This is a genomic window from Chryseobacterium oranimense (assembly GCF_900129755.1).
Classification (GTDB): Bacteria; Bacteroidota; Bacteroidia; order Flavobacteriales; family Weeksellaceae; genus Chryseobacterium; species Chryseobacterium oranimense.
Window position 1 is genome coordinate 820,157 of the sequence record NZ_FQWT01000002.1, and the last position, 17,926, is coordinate 838,082.

19 protein-coding genes are annotated in these 17,926 nt (G+C 36.5%); 1 reads left to right on the plus strand and 18 read right to left on the minus strand.

Annotation, left to right across the window (positions count from 1 at the left end; genetic code table 11):
* Positions 1–4: 4 nt before the first annotated feature.
* The 12 genes from BUB03_RS10235 to BUB03_RS21690 form a co-directional block, all read right to left on the minus strand.
* Positions 5–1,342, minus strand: a complete 1,338-nt coding sequence (locus BUB03_RS10235; RefSeq protein ID WP_073062584.1) for a coiled-coil domain-containing protein — start codon at positions 1,340–1,342, stop codon at positions 5–7.
* 6 nt (positions 1,343–1,348) lie between these two features.
* Complete coding sequence (locus BUB03_RS10240) at positions 1,349–1,756, minus strand: hypothetical protein (protein ID WP_073062586.1); 408 nt, start codon at positions 1,754–1,756, stop codon at positions 1,349–1,351.
* Between the two features lie 7 nt (positions 1,757–1,763).
* On the minus strand, positions 1,764–2,165 hold the full coding sequence (locus BUB03_RS10245) for a DUF6804 family protein (RefSeq protein ID WP_073062589.1): 402 nt from the start codon (positions 2,163–2,165) through the stop codon (positions 1,764–1,766).
* Between the two features lie 11 nt (positions 2,166–2,176).
* Positions 2,177–2,392, minus strand: a complete 216-nt coding sequence (locus BUB03_RS10250; protein ID WP_073062592.1) for a TM2 domain-containing protein — start codon at positions 2,390–2,392, stop codon at positions 2,177–2,179.
* Positions 2,393–2,396: 4 nt separating this feature from the next.
* Positions 2,397–3,020 carry a PH domain-containing protein gene (locus tag BUB03_RS10255; protein WP_073062594.1) on the minus strand — a complete coding sequence of 208 codons (624 nt, stop codon included), beginning with the start codon at positions 3,018–3,020 and terminating at the stop codon, positions 2,397–2,399.
* An 18-nt stretch (positions 3,021–3,038) separates the two neighbouring features.
* The gene (locus BUB03_RS10260; RefSeq protein ID WP_073062596.1) at positions 3,039–3,548 is read right to left on the minus strand and encodes an SH3 domain-containing protein; all 510 of its coding nucleotides are present in this window, start codon (positions 3,546–3,548) and stop codon (positions 3,039–3,041) included.
* Between the two features lie 15 nt (positions 3,549–3,563).
* Positions 3,564–4,634: a type I restriction endonuclease gene (locus BUB03_RS10265; protein ID WP_073062598.1), complete on the minus strand. Its 1,071-nt coding sequence runs from the start codon at positions 4,632–4,634 to the stop codon at positions 3,564–3,566.
* 10 nt (positions 4,635–4,644) lie between these two features.
* A complete protein-coding gene (locus BUB03_RS10270) occupies positions 4,645–4,977 on the minus strand; it encodes a YegP family protein (RefSeq protein WP_073062600.1) in 333 nt (110 codons plus the stop codon).
* Positions 4,978–4,986: 9 nt separating this feature from the next.
* Positions 4,987–5,193: a hypothetical protein gene (locus BUB03_RS10275; RefSeq protein WP_073062602.1), complete on the minus strand. Its 207-nt coding sequence runs from the start codon at positions 5,191–5,193 to the stop codon at positions 4,987–4,989.
* Between the two features lie 129 nt (positions 5,194–5,322).
* Positions 5,323–5,988 carry a response regulator gene (locus BUB03_RS10280; RefSeq protein ID WP_073062605.1) on the minus strand — a complete coding sequence of 222 codons (666 nt, stop codon included), beginning with the start codon at positions 5,986–5,988 and terminating at the stop codon, positions 5,323–5,325.
* Between the two features lie 13 nt (positions 5,989–6,001).
* Positions 6,002–7,642 (minus strand): tetratricopeptide repeat-containing sensor histidine kinase, encoded by a 1,641-nt coding sequence (locus BUB03_RS10285; protein ID WP_139258814.1) that lies wholly within the window; start codon positions 7,640–7,642, stop codon positions 6,002–6,004.
* A 59-nt stretch (positions 7,643–7,701) separates the two neighbouring features.
* A complete protein-coding gene (locus tag BUB03_RS21690; protein ID WP_139258815.1) occupies positions 7,702–7,884 on the minus strand; it encodes a hypothetical protein in 183 nt (60 codons plus the stop codon).
* Between the two features lie 382 nt (positions 7,885–8,266).
* Here BUB03_RS21690 and BUB03_RS10290 point away from each other — a divergent pair, with 382 nt between their 5' ends.
* The gene (locus BUB03_RS10290) at positions 8,267–9,037 is read left to right on the plus strand and encodes a hypothetical protein (protein ID WP_073062606.1); all 771 of its coding nucleotides are present in this window, start codon (positions 8,267–8,269) and stop codon (positions 9,035–9,037) included.
* 68 nt (positions 9,038–9,105) lie between these two features.
* Here the strand turns inward: BUB03_RS10290 and msrA are convergent, their stop codons facing one another.
* The 6 genes from msrA to BUB03_RS10320 all read right to left on the minus strand — a co-directional run bounded on the left by msrA (position 9,106) and on the right by BUB03_RS10320 (position 17,912).
* Positions 9,106–9,660, minus strand: coding sequence for a peptide-methionine (S)-S-oxide reductase MsrA (msrA, locus tag BUB03_RS10295; protein ID WP_073062609.1), 555 nt, complete (start codon positions 9,658–9,660; stop codon positions 9,106–9,108).
* A 424-nt stretch (positions 9,661–10,084) separates the two neighbouring features.
* Positions 10,085–11,053: an ROK family protein gene (locus BUB03_RS10300; protein ID WP_040992816.1), complete on the minus strand. Its 969-nt coding sequence runs from the start codon at positions 11,051–11,053 to the stop codon at positions 10,085–10,087.
* Positions 11,054–11,136: 83 nt separating this feature from the next.
* Entirely contained in the window at positions 11,137–12,348 is a 1,212-nt protein-coding gene (locus BUB03_RS10305) for a PepSY-associated TM helix domain-containing protein (RefSeq protein ID WP_073062612.1), read from the minus strand.
* 50 nt (positions 12,349–12,398) lie between these two features.
* Entirely contained in the window at positions 12,399–14,516 is a 2,118-nt protein-coding gene (locus BUB03_RS10310) for a TonB-dependent receptor (RefSeq protein ID WP_073062795.1), read from the minus strand.
* A complete protein-coding gene (locus BUB03_RS10315; RefSeq protein WP_073062614.1) occupies positions 14,516–15,718 on the minus strand; it encodes a PepSY-associated TM helix domain-containing protein in 1,203 nt (400 codons plus the stop codon). Before BUB03_RS10315 ends, BUB03_RS10310 begins: the two co-directional genes overlap by 1 nt.
* A 46-nt stretch (positions 15,719–15,764) precedes the next feature.
* The gene (locus BUB03_RS10320) at positions 15,765–17,912 is read right to left on the minus strand and encodes a TonB-dependent siderophore receptor (protein WP_073062617.1); all 2,148 of its coding nucleotides are present in this window, start codon (positions 17,910–17,912) and stop codon (positions 15,765–15,767) included.
* Positions 17,913–17,926: the final 14 nt, after the last annotated feature.

A 17,926-nucleotide genomic window follows, 5' to 3' on the forward strand; every position in this document is an offset into this window, starting at 1 on the left:
TGAGTTATAAGGCAGATAAATAGACTAAATTTTGACTGTCGGAGTTGGCTCCCACATCTTCCAGGTTGGTGCTGTAAATATCAATACAGCTATCGATCATGATTTGCTTTTCTGTTTTTGAAACAGCTATTCTCTCACCAATATACGTGATCCAACCCTGAACATATTCTGAAGCATAGAGTTTATAATCTTTAGTGGGAATGATCACTCCGTCAATGATGTTTTGAAGCTCTTCAATTCTTCCGCGTGTTTTTATAATGAGTTCTTTAGTCGTTCCGATACTGACGAGGATTTCTTCAATTTCTTTTTTAAGAACATTAATTTTTTCCATCAGGAAGAGCACGTTCTTCTGTCTGATTTCCTGTTCATTTTTAATTTTATCTTTCTCTCTGTGCTCCTTCATCACAAAATCGAAAACCAATCCCCAGATAATGTACACAATGAATCCCGCGAAAATAATTCCCCAAAACTGGTTTTTGGTAAATGCGATAGTTAGATCGAATGGGGGAGAGTCGAAGGTTTTGTTAAGTTCATATAATTTTGACTCAATTTCGTACGCTAAAATGGCATCAAAGATGAAAGTGACAATGAATAAAAGTCCCAGTTTGATATAATTGAGCCTGGTTTTGTTTTCTCCAAACATGTGGATCAAAAAGCCCAGTCCTAAGAACACAGATGGAATCAGAGTGACAAAGGCTCCTTCTATTACCCCTTCATTCCAGGCTTTGCTGAACGCCTGTGCATCCAATACACTTTGGATTACCGTACTTTTTGCATCAAAACTTTTAAAAAATGCAGAATAAGACGTAGAAATATAAAATGTAAGCAGGTATAAACTGATAGGAATAAGGAGAATAGCACCGATCCAGAATTTTGTGGAAGCCCCTTTTGTTGCTTTTACATTGTATTTTTCCGGATTTCTGGGTAAATCATTGATCTCTGCTTTTAAGCTTTCAATTTTATTTTGATGATCCTCAATCTCCGTGTTTTTATGGGTAAGCTGTTCTTCTTTGGTTTCCAGTGAGACGGTTAATGCTTTGATCTCTGTCTCACGGTTTTTTTGTTCGTTAACATAAGATTCTTTGAGTTTTTGCTGCTTTTCCACCATTTCTTTTTCCTCATTCTGGAATTTGGAATACACGGCATCCAGGCAAATGAAAAGGGTCGTATGATTTCCGTTGTTTCTGGAGCTGTCTCTATAGCCGGCTTCATGATACGTTCGTTTTCTGCTTTCCTCAGGGGACTCTGCATTAGGGTCAATTTCAGGTTTGGGGAACTCCTCTTTTGGAGTTTCAATGGGAATTGATTTTAATTTGAATAAATTTTTAATATTGGTCGTCATGATCAGTTAGTTTTTTAATTCATATAAAATATCTGTTTTATTTTTACCGTCTTTTACAGAGGCTATCAGATAATCGACAATCGCTTTTACGTTTTCTTCCAGAAATCCGAACATCCGGACATATTTTTCCATTGCAGAATATTCGTTTGGAGAGACCACTCCGTCTGCCCAGATCATTACCGTGAGGTCATAGAGGTAGTCTAGTTTTTCTTCAATCGTCTGGGGAACGAGTGATTTAAAATTGATGGGATTTAAAAGGATTTCGTCCAGATTTTTAGGTGAAATACCTCTTTCTTCTGCACATTTATAAAGCATTTTCAGTTCCAGGGCACTGAAATCATCGTCACAAATGGCCATCTGGTAGAGTCTTAAAAAGTGGGCTTTAAGATTTTCAGTAATTTGAATGTTTTCCATGGTTGGATTAATTTTCTCTTGGTTTTTTTGGATTAATAATGGCATCCCGGGAATGCAATCTAGGTGAGGCGGGATATATCGTAGGCTCTACAGGAGTTTCTATGGCTTCTTCCTTTTTTTCTTCCGGTTTTTCAGCAAAAGCAATGAGAAGAAAGAGAATTCCGGTTATAATATCCAAAGGAATCCATATACTTTTTCTATAGAGATAAATAGGAAAAACAGGATTGAAAAGGATAAGGATGAAAAGGAAAATCAGGCTGAAATAATATTGCTTAAAGCGGACTGCATTATACAAAACCAGTAAAGCACCCATGGAGATAAGAATTCTCAAAATAGTATAATATTCTATAGGAAGCCTGAAAATAGCTACGAAACAACAGATCGCACATAGGGTAAGAAAAGGTTTCATGGGATAAAGTTTTAAAATCCGGTCTTGAGATTATATTTGTAATTAAAATTATCTTCAAACATAAAAATGAATACGAAGAAATCAATCAATGCTATAAAGACGGGAATAAATGTCCAACAGAATAACAAATAAAATAATCCCAATTTATTTTGATTTAAATAAAATCTATGAATGCCCAGTCCTCCTAAAAAGAAAGCAAGTATTGCTGCAGTAAATTTTGATTTCATATGGCTAAACTCTTGATAATATCTCGTTCTTTTTACTTTCAAATTCTTCAACAGAAATGATTCCGCTATCCATTAATCCTTTCAGTTTTTGTAAAACAGCAAAAGGATCTTCGGCTTCTATAAGCTGTGTAGCAGATTGTGGGGTATGAACAGGCTGTGCTATTATCGGAGTGGCATTATTTACTGTGACCCCACCTGCTGACGCTCTTCTGACCTCAAGATCTTTTTCTCTTCTTACTCCTCTCATTTTCTCTTCAATTTCCTGGGCAAACTGATAAAGTTTTCTGGCTTGGGCTTTTGGGAGATAATCCATTATATTGATGTAATTGCTTACAGTCTTCATTGTAAAAGTAGCCCCTAAAATCCCTTCTTTAATGTGGCAGTCTGCAACATCTACCCAATTATAGTCCTGAAAGTCCATAGATAATCCAAAGTTTTTAGGTCTGCAGAAGATAATTCTTCTGTTGGTAAGTGCTATACAGTCTGGAGAAAAATTGATTGCAGGTTTTTTTTGAACCGCAATATATTCTACAAACTCCTGAGATGTTATAAGGTCATTGATTCTCTCTAAAAGCTTTTCAACAGCTTTTGGATCTTGTTCTTCGTTTAAAAATTTCTTTAAATTCATGATGTTTTTGTTTTCAATTTATTTTACATCTTTGTAATAGACATACCCAACTTTTCCGCTTTTTTTCACCTGTACTTTATACCAGGAATCATGTTTGGATAACTGTTTTAATTCTGTGTTTTTTGGAACGGTTTCTATTACTTTAGAGTTTAGAAAGGGCTTTGCATAGATTTTAGTAACTGCAATCCCTGCAAAATACCGGTTGTTGGTATTGATGTTAATTTCATCAATACGGATTTTCGGAGAGCTATAAGATTTATTTTTTTTAGTGTAATGTGAATCCGGATAATAGGCTTTAGACTTCTTTTTCTTTGAGGATGATTTCTTTCTGTAAGAACTACCACTGCATACGCCACAGCTTCCCCCGGAAGAACAATGAGCGCAGCCCGTGCAGTTGGAGCAGGCGCTGCAGGATGCAGAACCGGTACATCTTCCGCCGTGATGTAAACTTTCGGAATCAGAAAGATTAAAAGAAAGAGCCGTAAATGTACCTACGCATAGGATGAGTATAGAAATGAATGTTTTCATGGATATTAGTTTTGGTTAGTTATAATTTTCTAAGGTTTTATGGAGTTCTTCTTTGAAATTATATATTTCATCCAGATTATTCAGAAGTACTTTTTCGCCGGCTTCTTTACCATTGTGGAACGTTTCCAAATATTTGTTGTTGGTATTAAAATGGAAACGGCAGAGAGGTTTTCTGTTGTTATCATCCAATAAAACTCCGAAATAGGATAAAGTATCCCTGTGAGCAATTCTTTGAGAGGGAACTTTCTCTCTCAAAATAGCTTTGACAATCTGAAAGGCTTCCAATTCCTCTTCGGTGGTTACAATCTTTGAATCATTATTTTCATCAATAGGCTGTGCAGTTTTCATTCCTTCCTCCTGTTTTTCAAGCTGTTCATTGATACTTAAAGCAGATTTCAGTCTGAAACTGATAGACTCGTTGATGGAAGTTGCCAAAGCCTTCTTGGTATATTCCTTAAAAGAGACCATTCTGTTGGCTGTCATTGGTTTTTCAAAAAATCTGCTGACTAATAATTTAACGAGCTCATCGGAAGGGGTCTCAATTTCTTTTTCAAATTCTTTCCTGATCGCTTTGATGTATTTTAAGGCTTCGGCAGAATCTAAAATACTTTCAAGATTGTAATCTTTTTTGGTAAAACTTTCCAGGATTTTGATGGAACTGTCTTTTAAATCTTCAATATTGATGGTGAAAAATGGTTTCTCATCCATAATATTAGGCTTTTCCAGATCGGTGTAAAAATTATAGATGATCCCATTAGTAAGTACACCAAACCGTGTTTTTGAAACATGATAATACCGGTGAAGCTGGGAATTGTGTGCATCGGCGCTTTCTTTCCAGTGCTTGCATTCTATAATAAAAATAGGTTCATCATTATGCTTGATAACGTAATCTACTTTCTCACCCTTTTTTGTTCCGATGTCGCAAATATGTTCCGGAATTACTTCCGTCGGATTAAAGATATCGTATCCTAAAATCTGTATAAAGGGCATTACAAATGCATTTTTTGTGGCTTCTTCCGTGCTGATCTGTTCTTTCAGTCCGACTACTTTCTGATGTAACTGTTCAAGTTTAATTTTGAGATCCATAGTATCGTTTTTAAAGAGTTTCGTCAACGATTTCTGCAGTAGGCGCATTTTTTTTCACAGATGAAATCCCGACTTCCATTGAAGATTTGGAACTGTAATATTGGCTTTTACCAATGATTTCTCCGTTTCTTGCTTTGAGTACAAAATAATCTTTCTCGTTCTTAGCAACTCTTCTGTCGTATCTTAAGTCCTCCTGGGAATTGATCTTCACAGACTCAATACCTTTCAGACAAGATGCTTTCTGAACGTAACCTTCGCTGGTTAAAATAATTTCGCCATTTCCGGCTTTTAAATTAAACTGATATTCGCTGTTGACTCTTTTTGTGATGACAAATTTTTCCATAACAATTACTTAGCTAGTGTGACATTCGTTTGAACATGTTTTACATCCATTTGATTGGGAGTACGTTTTCTTTGATTCTTTTACAGCATCTTTACAAGAAGAATATTCTCCCAGATATTTTCTATTCGCAGATTCCGGCAGATATCTGCAGTTTTCATGATGTACTTCATGATCTCTGTTGCTTTGTGCTCTTGTGTTTACGTAATACTTTTTCATATTATTTATTTTAAATGTTTAACACTCCAAAAGTAGAATGATTAGAAAACCAATCCTTACGGTTAACCGTAAAAAGAAAAACCTTTCAAAAAATTGAAAGGTTGTATAGAATATGCATTTGAAATTTCTTTATATAATTCCTAAGTCTTTGCAGAAGGCTATTAATTGTTGATTGCTTGTAACGCCCAGCGCTTCTTTTAAACTGTTTAATTTTTTTTCTACACTACTCAGGCTATTGGGGGTAATATTATTATTCTTCAGGTAAGTTGGAATGTTTTTTTGCTGTACCCCTTGAGAAAGAAGAGAAACAAGCGTTATGTCATAGGGTGTAAACTCATAACTGTTGAGTTTCTTAACTTCCTGTTTAAGGTCCAGAGAGAGATAATTTTCGTTGACATAAACGGATGCAATTGCTTTTTTCAGCTCTTTAGAGTCGTTTCTGGCTTTACGGACGTATCCATTAATCCCGGATTCGGTAAAAAGCAAGTCAATAATTCCTGATTTACGTTCTCCGGAAAAGACGATGATTTTTAATAAAGGTTGTAACTTTCTGACTTCGTCAATCAGTTCTTTTCCATCTTTGATATTCTGTTGATGATGGTCTTCTTCATAAGAAAGATCCGTAATCATCAGGTCATAAGGATCGTTTTCCCGGATGGATTTTTTTACTTTTGCTAAAGCATCGTCACAATAATATACATAATCAACATTGGGAATATTGAGCTCTTCTAATGTTTTCTGGACAGATAAGCTACCCATTTCATGGTCTTCGGCTATTAAAATTTTTTTGAACATTTTTTTAGTTTTTTTAGTAAACAGGAAATGAAATGTCGATTTTCAATCCTTTTTCGGTTTCGGAGTCAAAAATAATTTGTCCTTTCAAAATTTCTATACGGGAAACCATATTTGCTAATCCATTTTTATACACTACTCCTCCGGGCACTCCAATTCCATTGTCTTTATAGTGAATAATAATCTCATTATTTGTTCTTTCAAAACGGAAAGAAACAATGCTTGCTTTGCTGTGTTTTTTCATGTTGACAAGCAGTTCACGAATGACTTGATAGATTTCTTCCTGTTTAGGCAGGCTTACATTTTCCCAGATATTTTTTTCATTTCCGGCAATATAAGTTTTTACGATATCATTCTTAAATGAACCAATACTGTTTGAAATTCTTTCGTTAAAATCCTGTTCAGCTTTAGCGTCTTCATTTTCATATGAAATATCCCGGGATTTCTCGTACACAAATTCCAGCTCATCTAAAGCTTTTTCTTTATCAAAATTTTCCTGGTTTTCTATTTTTGTCATGACCTGATAGATCCCGTTGGCAACTACGTCGTGAACTTTTTTAGAGAGTTTGAGCTGGGTGTTTTTGACTTCCAGTTCTTTTTCCTGCTGAAGTCTTTTTTTTCTTTTTTTATACCAGAAAAAACCACCAATTAAAAATATGGATAAAGTACTTAATCCTATATTTCTTTTCAATAATTCAACTTCGTTTTCAGCAATTTCATTTTTCATTTTTTCTGCATCAAACCTAATCATGGCGAACTGGTTTTTAGCTTTATTCCTAGCTGTTTGAAGACTATCATTAAGATTTTGATACTTCAAAAAGAAATGTTTTGAGTTATTAGAACTCTCTAATGTAATTATCTTCTGAAGTGCTCTTAACTGATCATCTGGGCTATTATTTTTTTTAGCTATCTGCCAGTTTTCATTGGCATAATACAATGCTTTTTTAGGGTCTTTATTTTCAAAATATTCTGTTAAATGATAAAAACTGGCATTTAGGCCGTCATTGTCGTGTATTTCCTTTCTGATTTGAAGAGCTTCATTTAACTCTGATTCAGCAATGTATAGTGGGTTTTGACTAAACTTAGTAAAAGCTAAATTATCATAAACTTTTGAGAAGATTTTGCGTTGAGCTTTTATATTAGGAAAGGCTAATATTTTGTTAAAAATATGAATAGCTGAATCATATTTTTTTAAGTATGTATATGAAATTGCTTTATTGTTTAACAGTGTTAATTGATATATAGGATCTTGAGAAAAATGTGCTGCTTTATTGTAGAATTGAGCAGCTTTATTAAACTCTTTTAAATTCTGAAATGTAACCCCTAAATTATTATAATTTCCTACAATTTCTAATGTATCTTTTTTTTCATTTAAATACTTAATTGCTGATAGTGCTGTTTCTTGGCTGCCATAATAATCTCCGGTGTCACATTGAATAATAGCCATATTTACTAAGCAACTACCTGCGAATGAAGGATTGTTCTCCTGAATGAAAAAATCTTTTGCACTGTTGAAATACTTAAAAGCACTATCTTTTTCCGAGCTTATTAAATAGTTATAAGCCTTATCATAATCTGTTTTGCCACTTTTCGAAATTTTATTTTTTTTATTGCAAGAAAATAGAATTACTAACAATAATAAGAGTAGTTTTTTCAATTAGTTTTTTACCAAAAATAATAAAAAAAGCGAAAGAAATTCTCTTTCGCTTGAATTGGTTATTTTTTTGGAGGAGGAGGAAGTTGTCCTGTTTCCCCTCCAGTATCTCCCGGATCCAGACCTTCTCGCGGATCTGCAAGCTGAACTGTCGTTTGGGTTTGATTATTATTGTTACATGCTGCCGTATTGGCGTTATTATTTGAAAATGCTAAACCTAATAGCATTAATATAAACTGGATCATTTCCTTAAAATTTTGAAGTTTTTAGACTGTTTTTCTTCCTCTCATGATTTTGATCATGAGCAGTACACGTTTAAAATTTCGAAGCGCTTCTAATTTTTTGGGGAAGTGAACCTTCAAAAACGGAGGAGAAACATCTGCTTCCCAACCCGAAGTTTTCCTCTGTTTTATCTGGTGAGTTTTGGAATCAGCTTTTTTTGAATCTTTTTTATTGTTTATTTCTTACTGATCTCTGAGGACAAAGTAAAGACAGAAACGGGTGTCATTCCTAGACAGTGGAAAGACAGGTTATGGAAGTTAAATGTCTGATTTTTACGGAAATCCGTAAGGTGGTTGTCTAAGTTTTGTCTAACTTAGACAGCACTAATCCATTTAAACTAATTCCATGTTTGATAAGAAGAAATTGTTGCTAAAAAAGGCATACGAAAAAGCAAAACAAAAACTAAACAGAATTTACTCTAGTAATGTTTCTGTTTTAACTTATCTGGCTTTAGAGCTAGAAGAGAAGTTTGGTTCTGTTAAGGATGTAAGGACTTTTGTGAGATATCATAAAAGACTTATTAAGGAAAATAAGGACTATGAAATAGATGAAATTACCCTAGATCAGCTAAGCTGGTATGTAGGATATGAAAATTTTGAGAAATTTTGTGAGAATGCAACGATTGAGAAAAATACAGGGGAAACAAAAATAGAACTCAAAATAGATCAGGATGAAGACTCCATTTCTGAGAGGTTGTCCAGGATCATTATAAACATTACCAATCAACCCATTTTTAATGTACCTCAATTAGCAAAAAATGGGATGGGAATCGGGGTTATGGTATTGACTTTGGCTTTTGGACTGGCTTATCAAGGAGGAGGTTGGGGTGAAGATAAATATATGTATTGGAATGGAGAAGAATATGTAGGGACAAGCGATGCGAATGCTAATCCAAACTCCGAGGTAGTGGCAATGGATAAAAATATATTTAATCACTTTAAGAAAATTACAAGACCAGATACTTTGACGGTAGAAAATGCCGTAGGTAAGGCTTGGTATTCTAAATATAATAATAAAGTAGAGTTTTTTACAATGGATGGAAAAAATCCTGAAAACGGAAAAGAACTCAAAAGAGTTAGTGAGCATATGGTAGATTTTTATGCTGGAATAAAGTAAAATATACTTCGTTTCAATTACTTTCACACAAAAAAAGCGAATATCAAATAGATATTCGCTTTATATTTTTAAGCCTCATTTAGCATTCCCAATTCTCCAAAATGTTTTTTAAATTTCTGGATCTTGGGCCCTACTACTGCGCTACAGTAGGGTTGTGTAGGGTTTTCGTTATAATAACCCTGGTGATATTGTTCTGCAGGCCAGAATTTATCGAACTGCGTAATTTCAGTTACATATGTTCCAGGCCATTTTCCCGATGCTTCGGATTTTTTAAGGGCTTCTTCAGCTTTGGCCTTTTCCGCCTCGTCTTTATAGTAAATCACGGAACGGTACTGGGTTCCGATGTCATTGCCCTGTCTGTTCAGTTGGGTAGGATCATGAAGGAAAAAGAATACTTCCATTAACTGTTCATATGAAATGATCTTCGGATCAAATGTGATCTGTACTACTTCCGCATGTCCGGTTTCTCCTGTACAAACTTCCTCATAGGTAGGATTATCCTTGTGGCCTCCTGAATAGCCGGAAATGGCAGAATGAACCCCTTTAAGCATATTGAAGCAGCTTTCCACACACCAGAAGCATCCGCCCCCGAAAGTGACCTGCTCTAAATTATTATTATCCATTATTCTTTAATTATTTTATTTACCGGCTTTTCTCTTGAAATTGCATAAAATTGAGTGAAAAACCAATCAAAAATATGAAAAAGTTTTTCATTTGGTAAGAGAAATCAAATGATTTAAAGCATAATTGATATTACCTTTTTTTATTGCCGGGGATGTAGGAGTGCAATTATAAAATTGAATGGAAGATATTTTTTCTTCTCACAGATTTCACAGGTTTGCACGGATCACTCTTTAAGAAATAAAGCTCTTTATTTAAAGAAATCATGTAAGAATATTTCTGCAATAGAGTTTAAAAGTCACACATAACAAGACTCTGTGAAATCTGTTTGATTTGTGGGAAATTCATCCACATAAAGATCATTAGTTGGTTCAAAACAAAAAAAAGCACCCCAAAGGATGCTTCTGTTATTTAAATTAATTTCAGTTATTTTTCCCAAACCAGGGCACTTGCTCCAAGAATGGCAGCATCCGCTTCGTCCAGCTCACTGAAAACCAGTTTTACTTTATTTCTGAAGATCGGGAGAAGGTTTCTCTCCATATGCAGTTTGGCGGGCTTTAAAATAAAATCACCGGCCTTGATAACGCCGCCAAATAAAAGAATGGCTTCAGGTGAAGAAAACATAACGAAATTCGCCAGGGCTTCACCCAGTTTCTGACCTGTATATCTGAAAACTTCAATAGAGATTGGATCTCCTTTCAGCGCACATTCGTGGACTGTCTTTGAATTGATCGATTCTTCAGGGTATTGATTTAATAATGATTCAGGGAATTCAGCCCTCATCTTCTTAGCGGTAATTGCTATTCCTGTTGCTGAGGCATAGGCCTCAAGGCTTCCTTCGGATCCTGTGCTCCAGTGCTTTCTTCCGCCCGGCTTTACAATAGTATGCCCAAGCTCTCCGGCAAAACCGTCATGCCCGTATATAAGGCTTCCGTTAGAAATAATTCCGCTTCCAACGCCTGTTCCCAGGGTAATCATGATAAAATCTTTCATACCGCGCGCAGCACCGAAAAGCATTTCTCCCAGAGCTGCAGCATTGGCATCATTGGTAATGGTACAAGGCAGGTTGAATTTGGCTTTCATCAGCTGGCTGAAAGGGACCAAGCCTTTCCAGGGTAAATTCGGAGCCTGTTCTATGGTTCCTTTATAATAGTTGGCATTGGGAGCGCCTACCCCGATTCCGTCAAAGTTTTTTTCGGCACCGTATTTTTCGATCAGAGGCTGAACTTTTTCATACAGGGCGTCGATAAAGTCTTCCACTTTCTCGTACTCGTCGGTTTTCAGGCTTCCTTTTTCCAGAACTTCACCGCGGTGGTTTACCACTCCGAACTTTGTATTCGTTCCGCCGATATCAATTCCGAGAGCAACTTGTTTTGATAAATCTATTAATGACATTTCTAATTATAAATTCAAAGGGTTAAAAATATAAAAAAGATTGTATTAATAGATTATTAACAAAACTTTTATTTAAAAAACTTTTAAGCCGGTCTGGCTGTTTTCTTTTTTCTTCTTCCCCACCAGATCAGGAATCCCGTTACAGGAAGGGATGCACATATAAGGCTGACAATGAATGCGATAATTTTTGTAGGAAGGCCTAAAATAGCTCCGACGTGAATATCATAGTTGGCGCTGACTGTTTTCTCACCAAAATTTTTGTCTTTCGGATCATGGGTATGGAGCAGTTCTCCCGAATTCTCATCAAAAATCAGGCTGCTGCTCTTATGATAAGAATAGGAAAGGTGTTTTACATATACCTCAAAGTTAGGATGCTCGTGGTCATCCATATGTTCATGGCCAAGGTCGATAGCAAAACCAAAAGAATCCGGATATTTCTGATTAACGGTGGCAATAATTTTGTCCAGCGTACCTTCTGTCCTTACTTCTATAGGAGCTCTTGTTTTAATGTAGGAAAAATCCGGATATTTTGTTTCTCCGCCGGAAAAGATTACATAGATCATTGCCTGTACTACGAAAAATGCATAAAACAATCCTGTAATGGAGAAGATCAGGGCAAAAATGGAGGCATAAAAGCCCAGTACATTATGAAGGTCGTAATTTTTCCTTTTCCAGCTTTTGATGTTTTTCCATTTGAAAGAGAAACGCTGTTTCCTTGCCGCTTTATTTTTAGGCCACCAGAGAATAATCCCGGTAATAAGCATGATAACGAAGATGATAACAGGAATTCCCACCACGTAAGTTCCCCATTCCTGCTTTAATAAAAAGCTCCAGTGAATCATCTTTACAATGTTGAAGAACCCGTTCTTTTCATCATAAGTTCTGAGGACTTTTCCTGTGTAAGGGTTTACATAGGCTGCTTTATAAATAGGGAATTCATCAAAATAATTCCAGGCACTGGTATTGTGTTCGTACCAATAAAAGACATAGGACATCTTTTTATCAATCGGAATGTTGACCCAATGGACGGGATATTTTTCTTTTACCTGTTCTGTAACAGATCTTTCGATTACCCGGATAGGAAGAACCTGTTTCTGTTCTATATTCTGTTCATTGTGGTAAATAACATCTTTCCTGGTGACGTTTTCTATTTCATCCTTAAACACATAAAGCGCTCCGGTAATGGAAATAATAAAGATCAGAAAACCAATGCCTAAACCCAACCACAGATGCAGTCTGGCACTCCATTTTTTAAAAAAACCTGGCTTTTTTTTATGATGATGTTTTTTCTTCATATTGAAGGTCAAAGTTTTGCAAAGATAGCTTAACTTTTTATTTAGTTTAATTAAAATTTATATTCCAGCATCAAAGTTCCTCTTGTTCCCGGTGAATTCACAAATTCGCTGTCACGGGCAGACCACCAGGCGATAGCAGGCTGGTACATTCTGTTGAATATATTCTCAATTCCCAGTGACACTTTCCAGTTTTTACTGATTTCATAGCCGGATTTGAAATTGAAAACGGTGTATTCCGGAACATAACCCTCTCCGTACACAAACATTCCTGTTTTTGCATTGGGTTGGAACCTGTCCTGCTGGAATGCATGCAGCATGTCAAAACCTATGGATAAAGTAGGGATGGGTTTTACCTGAACATACGCCAGTACTTTTGGAGCAGAAATCCTGCTGTTGTTGATTTTTGCGGAATAATCTCCATCATCTTTAATCGAGGTAATTCCTTCCATCCAGCTATAACTTCCTCCAAAACTGACCCATCTTGCAGGGGTAAAATGAAGGAATCCTTCCACACCGTAAACAATTTCCGGTGATCTTTGTATGGTTAAGGCTCTGTCTGCACTCTGTACAAATGAAGCCCCAAGCTTTGAAGTGCTTACATAAGAGGTAATTTCATAATTGATCCATTTCGAGATCTGCCCTGTTGCTCCAAACTCATAGTTATTCACAATAATAGGCTTATTTTCAAGGTTTTGGATAGTTCCCTGGGTAGATGTTCTCAAAATTCTTCCCAGCTCGTTGATAGAGTAGGATTGTGAAAAGCTGCCGAACAGGTTAATAAATGGCTCAATATTGTAACGGACTCCCAAATTGGCCACTAAGGCATTGTATTTCAGTTTTCCTCCGGTAACAAAGATGCTTGTTGTAAAAGTGCCATCACTTTTAATGGAAGAAAGAGTATTGAAATCTCCAACTTTAACGCTCATGTTTTCGTAACGCAGGCCTCCTTTAAGGGTTAGTTTTTTCAGTAAATCAATTTTAACCAAAACAAAAGGAGCAAGGTTGGTCATATTCATGTCAGGGGTCCAGTAACGGCCGTCTTCAAGTTTCTGAACGGTCTGGTCATTAAGGATATCCGTTCCGTACATGATTTCACCCTGAGAATTGGCGGCATTCCAGAGTTTTGTGTCAAAATTGAATCTTGCTCCGTATTTTTTGGAAATGACATTGGATTGTCCTCCTCCCAAAAATGTATCACTATATCCGTAAACGGTTCTGAAATCCTGCATGTATGCATTGAAATTCAGTGATGTGGTTCCTCCGAAAAGATTCTGGTTGTCGTAATTGATCCTGAAATTATGGTTTCTCGGTGTTCCCTGTGGTGTGGTTTCAAGGCCTTTTCCTTCTCCCTCACCAATGGTTGGAGTTATTCCGTATTTACCGGTTTTTAAACCTAAGTTAAGATCTGATCTGGAAGAATATCCAATGTAAGAAGCTTCAATTCTCTGGTCACTATTGATATTATAACCTACTTTAAGCATTCCGTTATAATTATCCATTTTTGCAGTGCTATAGGTTGGGGTAAGATATACGCCGTCGGCATCTTTCATATAGCCGGTTCTTTCATAGGCTAAAGACAAGACATAATCAAACTTATTGATCTTTCCGGATAGCAGCTGGCTGGCTCTTACTCCTAAAGTTCCGCCATACGGCTGGCCTGTAAAACCTACCTGGGATATTCCGGAAATTTTTTTATCAGTTTGGCTTCTTCTGGTGATATAGTTGATAATCCCTCCATCTGCCCCGTTTCCGTAGATAGATGAGGCGCCTTTGATCACTTCAATCCTTTCAATCACTGAAGGATCAATGCTTCTGATATCTCTAGCTCCGTTTCTCAGCGGTGTAGATTGCGGAATCCCATCAATAAGGACAAGCACCTGTCTTCCTCTCAGGGTTTGACCTGTATTGGAAGTCTGTCCGGAGTTGGTGCCCAGGCTGGGAACCGTATACTGAAGAATGCTGGTGATATCGGAATTGACGGTCAGTTGCGATTGGATTTGTTTTTCAGCAACGATGGTTACCGAGCTTGGAATTTCTTTAATGTTTTCTTTTTTTCTGGAAGCAGTCATTACGACTTCATCTACATTATTGGTCTGCAAACTGTCTTTAACCTGTGCAAAAACAGATACAGAGCCTAAGCATGCGGCTGATAAAAGCGCTTTTTTCATTATATTTTCTTTCCTAGTTTTTTTTGTTTTCCCCACCACACCAAAAATCCGGTGACGGGAAGTGAAGTACAGATGAGCCCGGTAATGAACCAGAGTATTTTTCCGAACAGCCCGAAGTAAGATCCGGTATGGATATCATAGTTAGCATTGGCATATTTCTCCGCATTGTTCAGTTTCTGATGAGGTTTTTCTGCCAGAAGCTTTCCTGAGTATTTATCGAAGACCAGTGTGTTTCTTTCGCTGAAACGACCATCTTTTCCGTAGATGGTAACCGGAATATTTTTTAATTCTTTTCCTTTTTTGTTTTTTCCGTTCAATGGAATTCTGAAACTGGAAGATGAGGCGTAAAGTTTTTCAGTCTGTCCGGCTGCGATGTCAAAAACCGAACTGTTTTTTTGCATCAGTGAATCGGGAGAGCTGATCTCTTTTTCTTTTGGCAGTTCAAGTGAGCCTGATAATGTAAAATTGAAGGCATTCTTCACATACGGATAGGCAAAATAAATTCCGGTGATACTCATCATAAGCGCTAAAAAGGAAGCATAAAATCCTAATACATTATGAAGATCATAGTTTTTACGTTTCCAGGTCTTTACATTTTCCCAGCTGAACCAGAAACGTCCTTTTCTCGCTTTTTTGTTTTGTGGCCACCAGAGAATGATCCCTGTGATCAGCATGATGATGAACAGAACTGTAGGAATTCCTACAACATATTTTCCCCAATCCGATTTTAGCAGTAAGCTCCAATGGATAGCTTTTAAAATGGGGAAAATGTCATATTTTTCATTATAAATTCCTGTAATTTCTCCAGTGTACTGATTGACATACACTAGTTTATTGATAAGCACTTCATCAAAATAATTCCAGGCTTTTTTATTTTTTTCGTAATAAAGAAATTCGTAAGACTTGCTTTTTTCTAACGGGATTTCAATGCTGCTGACAGGATATTTTTCATTTATTTCGAGAGAAACCTTTTCCTTAAGGATTTCAATGGAAAGCGGGTTTTGTCTGATGGTTTCTGCTTTTACATAAATGGCATCTTTTCTGAGAACACTTTGAATCTCATCTTTGAAAACATACATGGTCCCCGTTAAAGAAACGATGAAAATAATGACACCAACAGATAAACCAAACCACAGATGCAGTTTGGCAGACCATTTCTTTGTAAAAGAAGGTTTCTTTTTATGGTGGTGCTTCTTTTTCATTAAAATAAACTATTCCTGAATTTCAGGAATAGTGAATATGTGTTGATTAAAATTTATAAGCAATTGTTCCTAAGAAGTTGGCCAGTTTTTGAGGATTCGCTGTGGAATATCCTGTCCAGTAATGTTCATTGGTAAAGTTATCAACTTTAACTCCGATTCTGAATTTCTTGGCATCGTAAAACGCATTGGCATTCAAAACGAAATATTTTGGCAAAATGAAATCTCCTGTTACATTGTTGTCACTGGCATAATTTCCACCAAATCCGAATCCAAGCCCTTTTACTTTTCCGTCAACAAACTGGTAAGCCAAGTTGAAATTTGCGTTCCAGAAAGAACCAGCTGTGGTTGGTCTTGTTTTAGTAGCTTCATCAACAGTGTCGTTGTAAGCCAAACCTCCGACTAAAGAAAATCCTTTCACTAGGTATGCATTAACCTCCAGCTCGAAACCTTTGCTGAGTGTAGAAGCAGACTGTTTCTGAACTGAAACAAAATTTGGGGCATATTCTCCGGTGTAAAGCAATTGATTTTTTACTTTGATGTTGTAGTAAGAAACCGTTGCATTGAATCTGTTATTAAATAAACTTGCTTTGAAACCTCCTTCAAACTGGTTTCCTCTTTCAGGGTCTGATAAGGTCGTATTCCCTGCTACATCGGAAGTATAATATCCGTTGGATTTGAAAGAGTTCTGGTAATTTCCGAAGACAGAGAATTTATCCTTCACGATTTCGTAAACAATTCCTGCTTTTGGAGAAAATGCAGATTGGTTGAATGCTTTCTCCGCATTGGGTCCGGACATTCCGCCTAAATAATCATTGTTTTCATAGCGAAGTCCTGCCATAATGTGTAGGTTCGCAATCGGGGTAAATAAGTTGGAAATGTATCCTGAATAGGTATTCAGATCTCTTAAATAATCCCAGGTTGAAAAATTTGCAGGATCTGCATACAGTGCAGACAAAGCATTGGCATTCATTCCGGAATAATCTGCACCTGAAGCCGCTACAGAATCGAAATTAGAGTTCAGGTATTTGTATTTCAATCTTTCCGTTGTTCTCATATAATCAAATCCAACAACTGTTTTGTTTTTCATTCCGTTTGAAAAATCATAATTGAAGTTGAAGTTTTGTTGAATTTGAAACCAGGACTTTTTACTGTTATTGGTAGACTGATCTGCTCTTGTAACTAAATACTGTCCTCCTGTGTAAGAAATCGAAAAATATGGATTATAGCCGTCTGAATAAGAATCGGAATTATTGATGTAGGTATTTGAGGTAATATTATTGTTGATTTTCCATTTCACGTTTCCGAAAATATTGGAATTTCTTGCCGTCATGTATAGATCTTTCCCGGTGTAAGATTCCTTATAGTCCAGGCCTGCCGCCTTTTCCAGATCTTTCATGTTATTAATTCCGTTCAGCGTTTTCGGCGAAAGATAGAAGTAATAAGGATTTGCCGTTACCCTGTTCTGGAATAGTTCATAATCTACATTCAGCTGAACTTTGTCAGAAACGTTCCATGTCAAGCTCGGAGCGAAGGTTGTATATTGATTTCCAGCATTGGTTTTCGTGAAATTTCCCTCATTTGTATAAGCTGTATTTACGCGGAAAAACAAGTCTTTTGTGATCGGAGCGTTAATATCTGCAGTTGCTCTGTAAGTATTGTAGCTTCCTGCAGAACCTGAGACTGCACCGAAGAAATTCTGCTGAGGTTTTTTGGTCACCCTGTTAATAAGACCTCCATAAGAAGCTACGGTGCTTCCGTAAAGTGTTCCGACAGGACCTTTCAGGAATTCCAATGTTTCTACATTGATTGCATCAATTGTAGATGTAACTGGAGCGACCACTCCATTTCTTGTAGAAGCCTGCGAAGGAAAACCTCTTAAAACGAAGAAGGAACCACCGTCTCCGGCTCTTCCTGTGGGATTCCACATTTTCTGTAAGCCGGTTACATTCCTGTAAGCATCATCAACCGTAAAAATGTTTTCATTTTCCAAAATCCCTTTATCAATAGAAGAATAGACTTGTGGATTTTCTATGAATTTCACCGGCATTTTGTTGGACGATTCGGTATCGAGCTTTTTCACCATTTTATTGATGATAACCTCTTCAATATTTTTAGAATTTGTAGAATCTTTTTTCTCTTGTGCAAACGTTAGCATAGAACCCAACAGTGAGGCGCAGATCAGTACATTTTTCATGAATAACTCAAATT